The sequence below is a fragment of the Pacificispira sp. HM-600 genome (assembly GCF_977993705.1).
This window is the reverse complement of sequence record NZ_OZ388079.1, coordinates 327,181-340,248: the sequence shown is the minus strand read 5'-3', so window position 1 is coordinate 340,248 and position 13,068 is coordinate 327,181. Positions and strand designations below refer to the sequence as shown.

14 protein-coding genes are annotated in these 13,068 nt (G+C 66.7%); 12 read left to right on the top strand and 2 right to left on the bottom strand.

All coding sequences use genetic code 11. The features are described 5' to 3' along the window. Window positions 1-39: 39 nt before the first annotated feature. The 5 genes from ACXZ1E_RS01615 to ACXZ1E_RS01595 all read left to right on the top strand — a co-directional run bounded on the left by ACXZ1E_RS01615 (window position 40) and on the right by ACXZ1E_RS01595 (window position 3,182). Window positions 40-936 carry an SDR family oxidoreductase gene (locus ACXZ1E_RS01615; RefSeq protein ID WP_458041720.1) on the top strand — a complete coding sequence of 299 codons (897 nt, stop codon included), beginning with the start codon at window positions 40-42 and terminating at the stop codon, window positions 934-936. A gap of 188 nt (window positions 937-1,124) precedes the next feature. After that, complete coding sequence (locus tag ACXZ1E_RS01610) at window positions 1,125-1,688, top strand: NYN domain-containing protein (RefSeq protein WP_458041719.1); 564 nt, start codon at window positions 1,125-1,127, stop codon at window positions 1,686-1,688. Window positions 1,689-1,762: 74 nt separating this feature from the next. Then, window positions 1,763-1,981: a DUF6325 family protein gene (locus ACXZ1E_RS01605; RefSeq protein ID WP_458041718.1), complete on the top strand. Its 219-nt coding sequence runs from the start codon at window positions 1,763-1,765 to the stop codon at window positions 1,979-1,981. A gap of 22 nt (window positions 1,982-2,003) precedes the next feature. After that, a complete protein-coding gene (locus ACXZ1E_RS01600; RefSeq protein ID WP_458041717.1) occupies window positions 2,004-2,393 on the top strand; it encodes an SHOCT domain-containing protein in 390 nt (129 codons plus the stop codon). Between the two features lie 87 nt (window positions 2,394-2,480). Next, window positions 2,481-3,182, top strand: a complete 702-nt coding sequence (locus ACXZ1E_RS01595; RefSeq protein ID WP_458041716.1) for a DUF2510 domain-containing protein — start codon at window positions 2,481-2,483, stop codon at window positions 3,180-3,182. Between the two features lie 49 nt (window positions 3,183-3,231). Here ACXZ1E_RS01595 and ACXZ1E_RS01590 read toward each other — a convergent pair whose 3' ends face one another. Together ACXZ1E_RS01590 and ACXZ1E_RS01585 are read right to left on the bottom strand one after the other, a co-directional pair. After that, on the bottom strand, window positions 3,232-4,398 hold the full coding sequence (locus ACXZ1E_RS01590) for a DUF4349 domain-containing protein (RefSeq protein ID WP_458041715.1): 1,167 nt from the start codon (window positions 4,396-4,398) through the stop codon (window positions 3,232-3,234). Further along, window positions 4,395-4,943: an RNA polymerase sigma factor gene (locus tag ACXZ1E_RS01585; RefSeq protein WP_458041714.1), complete on the bottom strand. Its 549-nt coding sequence runs from the start codon at window positions 4,941-4,943 to the stop codon at window positions 4,395-4,397. The genes ACXZ1E_RS01590 and ACXZ1E_RS01585 overlap by 4 nt, the downstream gene beginning before the upstream one ends. Before the next feature lie 290 nt (window positions 4,944-5,233). Between ACXZ1E_RS01585 and ACXZ1E_RS01580 the strand changes: the two genes are divergently transcribed. The 7 genes from ACXZ1E_RS01580 (at window position 5,234) to ACXZ1E_RS01550 (ending at window position 13,053) form a co-directional block, all read left to right on the top strand. Then, window positions 5,234-6,361: a TerC family protein gene (locus ACXZ1E_RS01580; RefSeq protein ID WP_458041713.1), complete on the top strand. Its 1,128-nt coding sequence runs from the start codon at window positions 5,234-5,236 to the stop codon at window positions 6,359-6,361. Window positions 6,362-6,678: 317 nt separating this feature from the next. Continuing rightward, the gene (gene leuC / locus ACXZ1E_RS01575; protein WP_458042980.1) at window positions 6,679-8,166 is read left to right on the top strand and encodes a 3-isopropylmalate dehydratase large subunit; all 1,488 of its coding nucleotides are present in this window, start codon (window positions 6,679-6,681) and stop codon (window positions 8,164-8,166) included. Window position 8,167: 1 nt separating this feature from the next. Continuing rightward, window positions 8,168-8,779, top strand: a complete 612-nt coding sequence (gene leuD, locus ACXZ1E_RS01570) for a 3-isopropylmalate dehydratase small subunit (protein ID WP_458041712.1) — start codon at window positions 8,168-8,170, stop codon at window positions 8,777-8,779. Window positions 8,780-8,790: 11 nt separating this feature from the next. Continuing rightward, a complete protein-coding gene (murA, locus tag ACXZ1E_RS01565; RefSeq protein ID WP_458041711.1) occupies window positions 8,791-10,173 on the top strand; it encodes a UDP-N-acetylglucosamine 1-carboxyvinyltransferase in 1,383 nt (460 codons plus the stop codon). 4 nt (window positions 10,174-10,177) lie between these two features. After that, window positions 10,178-10,942 (top strand): lysophospholipid acyltransferase family protein, encoded by a 765-nt coding sequence (locus ACXZ1E_RS01560; RefSeq protein WP_458041710.1) that lies wholly within the window; start codon window positions 10,178-10,180, stop codon window positions 10,940-10,942. A 19-nt stretch (window positions 10,943-10,961) separates the two neighbouring features. Next, entirely contained in the window at window positions 10,962-12,059 is a 1,098-nt protein-coding gene (locus ACXZ1E_RS01555; protein ID WP_458041709.1) for an NAD(P)H-dependent glycerol-3-phosphate dehydrogenase, read from the top strand. Further along, window positions 11,980-13,053 (top strand): D-alanine--D-alanine ligase family protein, encoded by a 1,074-nt coding sequence (locus ACXZ1E_RS01550; RefSeq protein ID WP_458352020.1) that lies wholly within the window; start codon window positions 11,980-11,982, stop codon window positions 13,051-13,053. Before ACXZ1E_RS01555 ends, ACXZ1E_RS01550 begins: the two co-directional genes overlap by 80 nt. Window positions 13,054-13,068: the final 15 nt, after the last annotated feature.

Genomic DNA, 13,068 nt, shown 5'->3' with positions numbered 1-13,068 from the left:
CGCCGACCGCATCGCCGCAATCGAGACGACGGAGAACCCATGTCACGAGACCAGTACACCCTGACCGATCCCGCGAAGCTGTACGCGGGCATCGAGCCCGAAAAGCAGAAGATGTCGGAGCCCGGATTGGATGCCGAGCTCACCGACAAAGCCGACCTTGGCGAAGAGACCTACCGTGGCACCGGGCGACTGGCCGGTCGTAAGGCTCTCATCACGGGCGCGGACTCGGGAATCGGGGCCGCCACCGCGATCGCGTTCGCGCGCGAGGGAGCGGATGTCGCCATGTCGTACCTGCCCGAAGAGAATCAGGATGCCGACCGCATCGCCGCAATCCTCACCGAGGCCGGCGCGAATGTCGTGCAGTTGCCCGGCGACCTCCGTGACCCGGCTTACTGCCGTGATCTTGTCGCGCAGTCGGTCGAGAAGCTCGGAGGCCTCGACATCCTCGTGAACAACGGCGGCAAGCAAGTCGCCGTCGAAGACCTCGCGGACGTCACCGACGAGCAGTTCGACGACACCTTCAAGACGAACGTCTACGCAATGTTCTGGATCACGAAGGCCGCGCTGCAGCACCTGAAGCCGGGCGCGACCATCATCAACACGACGTCGATCCAGGCGTACTCTCCGTCCGAGAAGCTCGTCGACTATGCCTCGACGAAGGCGACGATCAACAACTTCACCAAGGGCCTGTCGCAGCAGCTTGCACCGAAGGGCATCCGCGTGAACGCGGTCGCACCAGGCCCGATCTGGACGCCGCTGCAGCCGAGCGGCGGCCAGCCGCAGGAGGCGCTCCCGACGTTCGGCGAGCAGACGCCGCTCGGACGCATGGGCCAGCCGGCCGAGCTGGCACCCGCGTACGTATTCCTGGCGTCGGCCGAATCGAGCTACGTCATCGGCGAGACCCTCAACGTCAACGGTGGCATGCCGACGCCGTAAGGTCCGCCCCGCGCTGAACGGACGCGACACGCCGCACCCTCTCCGGGTGACGCGGCGTGTCGCGTCCGTTCGTGTGAGGGGGCGAGCGCCGTCGCTCCGGGAGCGTGCCTCTAGGATCGGGACGAGGCGCTCCGGCGCCTGCGCCCAGTCCCGATCACTTCGGGTGGGCCGTCGCACTGAGGAGCCACGTGAACGACACCGACGCCCGCACGACCTGGGTGCTCGTCGATGGCGAGAACATCGACGCGACGCTCGGCGGGTCCATCCTCGGACGCCGCCCACAGCCGGACGAGCGCCCTCGCTGGGACCGCCTCCTCGACTTCGCCGAGCGCCAGTGGGCACAGTCGGCCCGCGGGGTGTTCTTCCTGAACGCCTCGATGGGCATCCCGATGCCTTTCGTCCAGGCGCTGAAAGCCATGGACTACATCGTCGTGCCGTTGTCGGGTTCGCCCGACGAGAAGGTCGTCGACATCGCCATCCAACGCACCTTGCAGGCGCTGCTCGCTCGCCCGGAAGACGTGATGCTCGTCAGCCACGACGGCGACTTCTTGCACGACCTCGGAGCTCTGCTCGCGGCCGATCGCCGCGTCGGTGTCGCCGCGTTCTCGGAGTTCCGCAACGCCGGCTTCGGCACCCTCGCGAGTCTCGAGAAGTTCGATCTCGAATACGACGCACACGTCTTCGACGCGCCGCTCCCGCGCATCCGGGTCATCCCGATCGACGAATTCGACCCCACCGACTTCCTGCGCTGAGCCCGCGACGACAGCGGGTGGCGGCGAGCCTCGACGCAGTGTCAGGATGAGCAGCACACCCATACCCGGAAGGCGTGCCATGGTTGCGTTCGCATACGGTCGTCGAGCTGTATCTCGTCGGCCTGGAGAATGAACGTCCCTCACCGGGCGTTGTCGACGCGCTCGCGGAGGTCCTCGACGCGGGGCTCGTTCGCTTGCTCGATCTGGTGCTGATCTCGCGTGACGAGCACGGCACTCTCACGGTTGTCGAGATCGTGGACGAGGCGGACGACTACGGGTTCGAGGGAGTCTAGCTCGCCGTGGTCGGCATCGTCGGTGAAGAAGACATCGCCGAGCTCTCGGAACTCGTCGAACCCGGAACGTCCGCGGTTCTGCTTGCGCTCGAGGTTGCTCGGGCTCGCCGCCCGCACCTCGGTCGCCGCCGGCACTGCCTCGGCCGTCAGCGGTGCGATGTCCGGCCGCCAGCAGCACCGCGCGCAAGACCAATACGAGCAGGAGCAGCACCGCGCCGCGCAGCAGCAGGCCCACATTGACACGGCCGCGCAGGCCGCCGCCGCGCAAGCTGCAACTCAAGCGCCCGCCGCGCCGGCGCCCGCTCCCGCCTTCGATCTCGTCGGCGAGGTGCAGAAGCTCGCCGCGCTGAAGGATGCCGGAGTCCTGAGCGACGACGAGTTCCGGGCCGCGAAGGCGAAACTCCTCGCGTGAGCCCTGGGTAAACTCTTCGGTTCCCACTGTCGATGCGCTCGGCGCATCCGAGGACCACGAACTCGAGAAGAACGACGAGAGGCGACGATGTCGGACACCACACCAACGAACGTTCCCGCAGGCTGGTACCCCGACCCGACGGATGCGTCGTGGCAGCGGTGGTGGGACGGCACCGGGTGGACGGAGCACGCGGCACCCGCGGCATCCGCATCTGTTCCGCAGACCGCGGGCGCCCCGTACACCGCTGCGTACCCGCAGGCTCCCGCCGTACCGACCGCGCCGCTTCGCACCGACATCCAGACCAACACCGTCTGGATCTGGCTCGTCGTGCTCCTCCCGCTCGTGACGCTGCCGACGATCTTCCTGATCGACTGGCGCGGATATCTCGAGTCGAGCATGGATATGTCGTCGCTCGACACCGCCAACCCGATGCTGCCGTCCATCGGCATGACTCTCGCGTCGCTCGCCCTCAGCGTCGTCGGCTACGTCGTGGTCGGTATCGGCATCCTGTGCGCCTGGCTCGACTGGCGCGAACTGAAGCGTCGCGGCATCCAGAAGCCGTTCCACTGGGCGTGGGCGTTCCTGGCACTGGTCATCACGAACGGTGTGTACGTGATCGGACGGGGCGTGATCCTGCGCCGTCAGACCGGCAAAGGATTGGTGCCGGTCTGGGTTTGGATCGCGGTCACGCTTCTGAGCCTGATCGTCGGGGTCGTCTACGCCAGCATGATCATGGGCGAGGTATTCGACCTGATCTTCGAGCAGGCAGGGGAGATGCAGTTCTCGTAACGCCGGTCACTCGACCCGCGCGTGCGCGACGATCAGTCGCGCCGCGGGGTCAGCCTTCGCCGTCGCGACCCGTTGACGACGCGACGGTCTCGCGTGCGCGCACCTCCGCCCGTCGAGTCCGCCCGCGCCGGATCGCCCGGCCAATGGCCCAGACGATCGTGCCCGCAACCGCGATGACGACGATCCAGGGGAGGAGGAAGCCGAGTCCGATCACGATGCCGTTGAGGGTCGCGATCAGCCCGTTCCATCCCGCGACCAGACCGTCGCCGAAACCGGCGGGGTCCGCCTCGACGTTTTCTTGCGCGAGCGTCAGATCGACGCTCAAGCTCGACATCTCGACCTGGCTCTCGAGCATCTCGAGCTGCTGCTGCAGGGACTCCAAGGTCGCCTGCCGCTCGGCGAGCGCCGACTCGGCGGCGATCAGGTCGGCCACAGACGCGCTTTGCGACATCAGCTCGGTCAGACGGGCGACGGATGTCTCGGCTGACGTGATTCGGGCGCGCAGGTCCACCGCCTGCTCGGTCACGTCCTGCCGGGAGATGTTCGACGCCGTCACCTCACCGAGGGATGAGAGTTCGTCCATCATCTCGGTCAGCTGATCGGCGGGCACGCGCACCAGAACCCACGCTCCGTTGGGAGCCGCGGGCATCGTCGTCATGCCGTCGATATCCATCACCATGCCGTTGGTGCCGACGTTCAGGCTCTCGACATATCCGCCGCGTGCCTCCGCAGCATCCGCAACTGCCGCCGCGGAGGTGCCGATGTCGTCTACGCGCATGCTGAGCGACCCCGACGCGATCAGTTCACGAACACCGGATGCATCGGACTCGGCCGGTGCGCCGCCGCCCTCGATCGTGGCGCCGTCCACGGCGCTGCCGGCGATCATGCTGCCGTCTGCTCGCGCGCCGTCCACGTACTCGGGTACGAGGGCCATATCGCCGTCCTGAACCTGGCCGATGGCGGGCTGGCCGGCTTCGTCCGCCGCGCCAGAGAATCCGCCCGATCCGCCGCCAAGTGAGGGGCCGACGATCGCGGCGGCGGCGACGACGACGGTAGCGGCCGCTCCGACACCGGCCCACACCCGTCCGCGCCGGGCGCGGCGTCGTTGCCGGTCTGCGGCGATGTCTGCGAATACCGCAGTCTCGATCCGCTTGAGCGTCTCGTTGCTGATCTCGGGCAGCGCGTCGGCGCCCGAAGCATCCTGCGTGGTGTTCATGTCGTCTCTCCGATGGCCGTCCGCATGCGCGTGCGGATTCGCGAGAGACGATTGCGGACCACACCGTGTGCAACACCGAGCTCGTCGGCGGCGGCCTGGTAGGCGTATCCACCCGATGCGCACAGAACGAAGATCTCGCGATCGAGCGGTGACAACCCTTCGACCTCACGCATGATGCGCTCGGCCACCTCGGCGTCGATGATCTGCTGCTCGACATCGATCGTGTCGGGCAGGTTCTCATCGGCCACGGCGCCCGAGTGCTCACGCTCGCGCCTGCGGGCACGCATCCGATTCGCCGCCTGGAAGCGGCAGATCGTGCTGAGCCACGGCAGTAGCGAATCACTCGCCAGCTCGAGCGAGGGCAGCTTCCGCCATGCCACCACGAACGTCTCCTGGGTTACGTCCTCGGCGTCGGAAGCATCCTGCAGCAGCCGATGCGCGATCCAGTACACGGGCTTCGCGTACGCCGCGTAGAGGGCGCGAAAAGCGTGCTCGCTGCCCGCGGCGGCCTGTGCCACCAGCATCCTGTCGCTCACGTCCACCATCCCGCCACTCGGCCCGCGCTGTACGGTGTCTTCGGCGCACCGCCCCACCCCAGGGTGGTGCGGTTGCCGCTCATTGTCTCTCACCCTGCAGGTGTCGACATCGGACCGATCGTCTCAGACCAGTTTGGCGCGCAGTAGGCTTGCCGATGCGAGAGGGAGTATCCCGACAGCGCACATCCGTCATCACGGGTCCCGACGACGCGGCCCCGGGTGTGTGCCGCCCGGCACGATCCGGACGAGGGAGAGACTTTCGTCTTCGACTGACCTTCCCTCCCTTTTGAAAGGCCCTCATGGACCTGGAACTTCCCCTGTGGTTCGAGATCGGCTCGCTCGTCGTGCTGACGCTGATCTTGGCCGCTGACCTGCTGCTGATTCTCAAGCGCCCGCACATCCCCTCGACACGCGAATCGACGCTCTGGGTCGTCTTCTACGTCACTCTCGCGCTGATCTTCGCGGGGTTGATGTGGATCTTCGCGGGGGGCGAGTTCGCGGGGCAGTTCGTGGCCGGATGGCTGACCGAATACAGCCTGTCGATCGATAACCTGTTCGTGTTCGTGCTGATCATGAGCCAATTCTCGGTGCCACGCCGCTACCAGCAGGAAGTGCTGATGGTGGGCATCATCATCGCGCTCGTGCTGCGCGGCGCGTTCATCCTGGTCGGCGCCGCCGTGATCGAGAACTTCAGCCCGATCTTCTACATCTTCGGCGCGTTCCTCGTCTGGACCGCGATTCGCCAGGCATTCCCGGGCGACCATGGCGAAGAGGTCAAGCGTGAGAACTTCATCGTGCGGATGCTCCGCCGCACGATCGACATCAGCGACGAGTACGACGGCAAGAAGGTCCGCACCGTGATCAACGGTAAGAAGATGTGGACGCCGATGATCATCGTGTTCGCAGCGATTGGCGTGACTGATCTGCTGTTCGCGATCGACTCGATCCCCGCGATTTTTGGTATCACGACGAGTCCGTTCATCGTGTTCACCGCGAACATTTTCGCGCTGATGGGCCTTCGCCAGCTCTACTTCCTGCTCGGCGACCTGCTCGACCGCCTGCGCTACCTGCACTACGGCATCGCGTTCATCCTCGCGTTCATCGGCGTGAAGCTTGTTCTGCAAGCGATGCACGTCAACGAACTGCCCTTCATCAACGGAGGCGAGCCCATCGAGTGGGCGCCGGAAATCTCGACGTGGACGTCGCTCGGAGTGATCGTGGCATCCATGGTTGTCGCGACCGTGGCGAGCCTCATCGCCTCCGCACGCAACCGCAACGCGGCCGGTGCAGGGGAATCGCCGGATGCCGCGGAAACCGCTGTCGCCGACGCCCCCGCCGGTACGCCGACCGCGGCGGCCGCCGTCGTCGCGGACGAAAAGGGCACACCGCCGACCGTCGAGCAGCCACCGGCGCCCGACGCGCGCTGATCCTCGAACCGGCACATTCGTCGCTAACCGGCACAGGATCCGTAGCGGTTGGCGACGGATGTGCCGGTTCGGAGGTGCACGGGCATCACGCGCGCGACGCCGAGCGTCGGCCGCGCGGTGGTAGCCTGGCCGGATGCTGATCGCTCGCCTTCTCCTTAGCGGCCGCGACGAGTCCTAGTTCCAGGCCTCACTCGTCGCGGAGTCTGTCGCGGGCTTGATCACCCTCACAGGAGAGAACGACTGATATGAGCACCCCCGAATCCACGTTCACCGCGTCCAGCACGGCGGAACCATCCGCAGCGCAGATCGCCGCACGCATGCCCGATGCCCCGCGCACCCTGGCCGAGAAGGTCTGGGACGACCATCTCGTCGTCAAGGGCGACAACGGCGAACCCGACCTGATCTACATCGACCTGCACCTGGTGCACGAGGTCACGAGCCCCCAGGCCTTCGACGGCCTGCGCGCGGAGGGCCGCCCGCTGCGCCGCCTCGATCTGACGATCGCGACCGAGGATCACAACACGCCGACGCTGGACATCGACAAACCGATCGCGGACCTCACCAGCCGCACGCAGATCGAGACCCTGCGCCGCAACGCCGAGGAGTTCGGCGTGCGTCTGCACTCGCTCGGCGACAAGGAACAGGGCATCGTGCACGTCGTCGGTCCGCAGCTGGGCCTGACGATGCCGGGCATCACGGTCGTCTGCGGTGACTCGCACACGAGCACCCACGGCGCGTTCGGTGCGATGGCCTTCGGTATCGGCACGAGCGAGGTCGAGCACGTCATGGCGACCCAGACGCTGCCGCTGAAGCCCTTCAAGACGATGGCGATCACGGTCGAGGGTGACCTGAAGCCCGGTGTGACCGCGAAGGACATCATCCTCGCGATCATCGCGAAGATCGGTGCCAACGGAGGCCAGGGCTATGTGCTCGAGTACCGGGGCAGCGCCATCCGTTCCCTCTCCATGGAGGGCCGGATGACGATCTGCAACATGTCGATCGAAGCCGGCGCGCGCGCGGGCATGGTCGCGCCCGACGAGACGACCTTCGCGTACGTCCAGGGTCGCGACCACGCGCCGCAGGGTCAGGACTGGGAGGATGCCGTCGCTTACTGGCGCACGCTTCCGTCCGACGAGGGCGCCGTCTACGACGCAGAGGTCTTCCTCGACGCGAACGAACTCGAACCCTTCGTGACGTGGGGCACCAACCCCGGTCAGGGCGTCTCGCTGAGCGACGTCGTGCCCACGCCCGCAGACATCGCTGACCCCAACGAGCGTGCCGCCGCCGAGCGGGCGCTGGAGTACATGGATCTGAAGGCCGGAACGCGGATGAAGGATGTCCCGGTCGACGCCGTCTTCATGGGCTCCTGCACGAACAGCCGCATCGAGGACCTGCGCGCCTTCGCATCCATCATCGAGGGACGCAAGAAGGCCGAAGGCGTCCGCGTCATGGTCGTGCCCGGCTCCGCGCGCGTGCGGCTCGAGGCCGAGGCCGAGGGCCTCGACAAGATCATCACGGACTTCGGCGCCGAGTGGCGGTTCGCCGGGTGCTCGATGTGCCTCGGCATGAACCCCGACCAGCTCGCGCCGGGGGAGCGGTGCGCCTCGACGAGCAACCGCAACTTCGAGGGACGTCAGGGCAAGGGCGGACGCACGCACCTCGTTTCGCCCCTCGTCGCGGCGGCCACCGCCATTCGCGGCACGCTGTCGAGCCCGAGCGATCTTGTTGACGAAGTGCGCGAAGCCGACGTGATCGCCGACGAAGACACACCGATTTACGCGCGCGTCGAGGCGGGGGAGATCTGACATGGACAAGTTCGCAACCCACACGGGCATCGCCGCGCCGCTGCGCCGTTCCGCCGTCGACACCGACCAGATCATCCCGGCCGTGTATCTGAAGCGCGTCACCAAGACCGGCTTCGAGGACGCACTGTTCGCGTCCTGGCGCCAGGACCCCGAGTTCGTGCTCAACCAGCCCGCGTATCTGGGAGCATCCGTCCTCGTCACAGGACCCGACTTCGGTACCGGATCGAGCCGCGAGCACGCCGTCTGGGCGCTCCGCGACTTCGGCTTCACGGTTGTTCTGAGCCCCCGTTTCGCCGACATCTTCCGCGGCAACGCCGGAAAACAAGGCCTCCTCACAGGTGTGGTCTCCGAGGCCGACGTCGAGCGGATCTGGGCGGTTATCGAAGCCAATCCCGGTGTGCAGATGACGGTGGATCTCGAGGCGCGCGAGGTCGTGATCGCCGATATCCGGGTTCCGTTCGAGATCGATGATTACACTAGGTGGCGTCTCATGGAGGGGCTCGATGACATCGGGCTGACCCTTCGGAACGAAGACAAGATCGCCGCCTACGAAGCGCGACGCGAATCCTGGAGGCCACGCACTTTACCGGTGCCGCCGCTTCCCGCACAGTAAGGCTGCACCGCATGACGACACTCCTGAACGACACGGCGGGCAACAAGAAGTCGGGGCCAGGACGGAGCGCGAAAGTGAGTGCAGAGGTCCTGGCGATCCGCGGTGGTCGTCCACTACGGGGAACGATCGAGGTCAAGGGCGCGAAGAACCTCGTCACCAAGGCGATGGTGGCGGCGCTTCTCGGCGAGACCCCCAGCATCCTGCGGGACGTTCCCGAACTGAGCGACGTCGCGGTGGTCCGCTCGCTTCTCGAGGTGCACGGCGTCACGGTGACGGATGGCGAAGAGCCCGGCAGCCTCGTTTTCGACCCCAGCGGCGCGGCATCGGCTCACTTCGAAGAGATCGACGCGCACGCCGGTGCCTCACGCATCCCGATCCTGTTCTGTGGGCCGCTGCTGCACCTGCTCGGCGAGGCGCTGATTCCGGACCTCGGCGGATGCCGCATCGGTGACCGACCGATCAACTTCCACATGGATGCACTTCGCGCGTTCGGGGCGATCGTCGACAAGAGCTACGAGGGCATCCGCATCACGGCGCCGAACGGGCTGCACGGTGCGAACATCGAGCTCCCGTACCCGAGCGTCGGCGCGACGGAGCAGGTGCTGCTCACCGCTGTCAAGGCCAAGGGCATCACCGAGCTCAAGAACGCTGCCATCGAGCCCGAGATCATGGATCTGATCGCGGTGCTGCAGAAGATGGGCGCGATCATCTCGTACGAACCCAACCGCGTGATCCTGATCGAGGGTGTCGAGTCGCTGCGCGGCTACGACCACCGCTCGATCTTCGACCGCAACGAGGCCGTCTCGTGGGCCTGTGCCGCTCTCGCAACAGATGGCGAGATCTTCGTCGCGGGCGCGAAGCAGCAGGACCTGCTCACGTTCCTCAACGTCTTCCGCAAGGCCGGCGGATGGTTCGACATCCGCGAAGACGGCATCCTGTTCCGCCGTGACGGATCGATCAAGCCGGTCATCGTCGAGACGGACGTGCACCCCGGATACATGACCGACTGGCAGCAGCCTCTGATCGTGGCGCTGACCCAGGCCGAGGGAGAGTCGACGGTGCACGAGACGGTGTATGAGAACCGTCTCGGCTTCACGCAGGCGCTGGTCAAGATGGGCGCCGACATCGTCGTGCACCCCCACGGTCTTGAAGGCGGCGCGCGTCGCGTGCCCCGTCGTGAGCTCGAGCAGGCCGCCGTGATCAACGGTCCCACGCCGCTGACCGGCGCCGAGATCGAAGTGCCCGACCTGCGCGGAGGGTTCTCATACGTTGTCGCTGCGCTGGCAGCCCAGGGCGAATCCCGCGTGTCGGGCGTCGGCATCATCAGTCGGGGTTACGAGAAGTTCTTCGACAAGCTCACCGCGCTCGGCGCCGACTTCGACATCGTCGGGTGACCCGGTGAGCCGGACCCGCCGCATCTCTCCCGAGAAGTCCCGACCGAGCGTCTTCTGGCTGCTCGGCGGAATACTCGTGCCGGTGACCAAGTACTTCGCGCGCATCCGGATCCGCGGCGCGGAGAAGATCCCCACCGAGGGGTCGTTCGTCCTCGCCCCCAACCACTACAGCGAGTTCGATCCGGTTATCGTGTCCGTCTCTGTCTGGATGATCGGCCGTGCGCCCCGGTTCCTGGTCAAAGAGAGTCTGTTCCGCGTTCCCGTCCTCGGCTGGGCGCTGACCGCTACCGGCATGGTTCCCGTGCAGCGCCAGTCCACGTCCACCTCGGCCCGTGACACGCTCTCGGGTGCGGAGCGGCTCGCGACGACGGGCAGCAGCGTGGTCGTCTATCCCGAGGGCACACTCACGCGCGATCCCGACCTCTGGCCGATGCGCGGCAAGACGGGTGCGGTGCGTCTGGCGCTCGATTCCGGCGCCCCGCTCATCCCGATGGCGCACTGGGGAGCGCAGGAGATCATGCCGCGTTACGGCAAGAAGCTGAGCTTTTGGCCGCCGCGTAAGCCCGTGGACGTGCTCGTCGGCGATCCGATCGATCTCTCCGACTTCGCGGGCCGCGAGCACCATCCGGCGGCTCTCGTGGAAGCGACCGATCGCCTGATGAACGCGATCGCGTCGCTGCTGGAAGAGTTGCGCGACGAGAAAGCGCCGCCCGTTCGCTGGAACCCGGCCACGCACGCGCAGAAAGAGACGGGTCGCTTTGAGTCGTAAAGCTCCGGATGGTCCCCAGGTGGCTGTCATCGGCGCGGGCAGCTGGGGCACGACCTTCGGCAAGATCCTGGCCGACGGTGGCGCCTCGGTCACGATGTGGGCGCGTCGCCCCGAGCTCGCGCACGAGATCGCCGAGGGTAAGCGCAACAGCGAGTACCTGCCCGGCGTCAATCTGCCGCGATCTATGACCGCCACGCCGCATCTCTCCGAGGCCCTCGACGGTGCGACGCAGATCTACCTCTCGGTGCCGAGCCAGGCGCTCCGTGAGAGCCTCAAGGCCGTCCGTCCCCTCGTCGCCGACAACGACGCCCTGCTCATCAGCCTGATGAAAGGCGTCGAGCGGCGTTCGGGTATGCGGATGAGTCAGGTCATCGAGCAAGAGCTCGCCTGCAACCCCGATCGCATCGCCGTGGCATCCGGACCGAATCTGGCCCTCGAGATCGCCCGCGAGCAGCCCACGGCCGCTGTCATCTCGTCGACGAGCCAAGAAACCGCCGACGCCGTGGCGCGTCGGGCCCGCAATACCTACTTCCGCTCGTTCGTGAACACGGATGTCATCGGCACCGAGTTCGGCGGCGTGCTGAAGAACCTCATCGCCGTCGCGATCGGCATCGTCGACGGCGTCGGCTACGGCGAGAACACAAAGGCATCGATCATCACGCGCGGGCTGGTCGAGATGACCGACTTCGCCGTCGCGTACGGCGCGCAACCCGAGACGCTCCAGGGCCTAGCGGGCCTCGGCGACCTGATCGCCACGTGCCAGTCTCCGCTGTCGCGGAACAACACGGCGGGCCGACTGCTCGGTCAGGGATACTCGTTCCAGGACGTCGTGAAGCAGATGCAGCAGACGGCCGAGGGACTCGCATCCGTTGCTCCCGTGCTCCAGCTCGCGAAAGAGGTCGGCGTCGAGATGCCGATCGTCGAGCAGGTCAAGCGCGTGCTCGATGGAACGATGAAGCCGCAACAGATCGCGCCACACCTGACCACCGACGATGACACCCCCCGGGGCGAGAGGACGCAGAATGCACAAACCGGCGGTGGCGGTGCTCTTTGGCGGTCGCTCCAGCGAGCACTCGATCAGCTCCGCAACGGCGGGCGGGGTACTGCGGGCGATTGATCGCGAGCGGTATCGCGTGATCCCGATCGGCATCACCCGCGATGGTGTGTTCGTTCTCGAAGACGACGATCCCGACAAGTTCGCCCTCGACGCCGAGAAGCTGCCGGAGGTCGTCGACAACGGCACCCGCATCGTCTGGCCCGAGGGCGGTTCGGCTCGCGAGCTGCGGGTGCGCCGCGCCGACGGTGCGGTCGAGGATCTCGGTGCGATCGACGTCGTCCTGCCGATCCTGCACGGGCTGCACGGCGAAGACGGCACGATCCAGGGGTTCCTGGATACCCTTCAGCTGCCCTATGCCGGTGGCGGGGTGCTCGATTCTGCGCTGTGCATGGACAAGCACTTCATGAAGATCGCGCTGCAGGCCGAGGGCGTGCCGGTGGCTCCCTGGGTGACCGTGCGGCGCGCCCGCTGGGACAGCGACCCCGAAGCGGTACGGACGGATGCCGCGGCGCTCGGAGACGTTCTGTTCGTCAAGCCCGCGCGTGCCGGGTCGAGTGTCGGTGTGTCGAAGGTCCATCATCCGGGGGAATTCGATGACGCCCTCGCCCTGGCCTTTGCCGAGGACGACAAAGTGCTGATCGAGTCGGCTCTCGTCGGGCGTGAGATCGAGGTCGCGGTGCTGGAGGGACGTCGAGGAGCGCCCGCTCGGTCGTCGCTGCCTGGTGAGGTCGTGCTGACGACCCGCGAGTTCTACGACTTCGAGGGCAAGTACCTCGGCGGCGACGGGGTCGACGTGCGCTGCCCGGCCGAGCTCGACGCATCCGAGATCGAGGTGATCCAGGCGCTCGGCGCACGGGCTTTCGAGGCTGTCGATGGGCGAGGCCTTGCCCGCGTGGACTTCTTCCTGACGTCAGACGGACTCGTCGTGAACGAACTGAACACGATGCCGGGGTTCACGCCGATCTCGATGTTCCCGAAGTGCTGGATCGCGTCGGGCATGTCGTACGCGGAGCTCATCACAGAACTCGTCGACACGGCTCTCGAGCGCGCCTGACCGGCGTTCTGTGGG

What these genes read in the sequence shown, in the direction of transcription:
- ACXZ1E_RS01615 (WP_458041720.1), top strand. Translation starts at nt 40, where the DNA reads ATGTCACGAGACCAGTACACCCTGACCGATCCCGCGAAGCTGTACGCG.
- ACXZ1E_RS01595 (WP_458041716.1), top strand. Translation starts at nt 2,481, where the DNA reads ATGTCGGACACCACACCAACGAACGTTCCCGCAGGCTGGTACCCCGAC.
- ACXZ1E_RS01590 (WP_458041715.1), bottom strand. Translation starts at nt 4,398, where the DNA reads ATGAACACCACGCAGGATGCTTCGGGCGCCGACGCGCTGCCCGAGATC.
- ACXZ1E_RS01585 (WP_458041714.1), bottom strand. Translation starts at nt 4,943, where the DNA reads ATGGTGGACGTGAGCGACAGGATGCTGGTGGCACAGGCCGCCGCGGGC.
- ACXZ1E_RS01580 (WP_458041713.1), top strand. Translation starts at nt 5,234, where the DNA reads ATGGACCTGGAACTTCCCCTGTGGTTCGAGATCGGCTCGCTCGTCGTG.
- leuC (WP_458042980.1), top strand. Translation starts at nt 6,679, where the DNA reads ATGCCCGATGCCCCGCGCACCCTGGCCGAGAAGGTCTGGGACGACCAT.
- leuD (WP_458041712.1), top strand. Translation starts at nt 8,168, where the DNA reads ATGGACAAGTTCGCAACCCACACGGGCATCGCCGCGCCGCTGCGCCGT.
- murA (WP_458041711.1), top strand. Translation starts at nt 8,791, where the DNA reads ATGACGACACTCCTGAACGACACGGCGGGCAACAAGAAGTCGGGGCCA.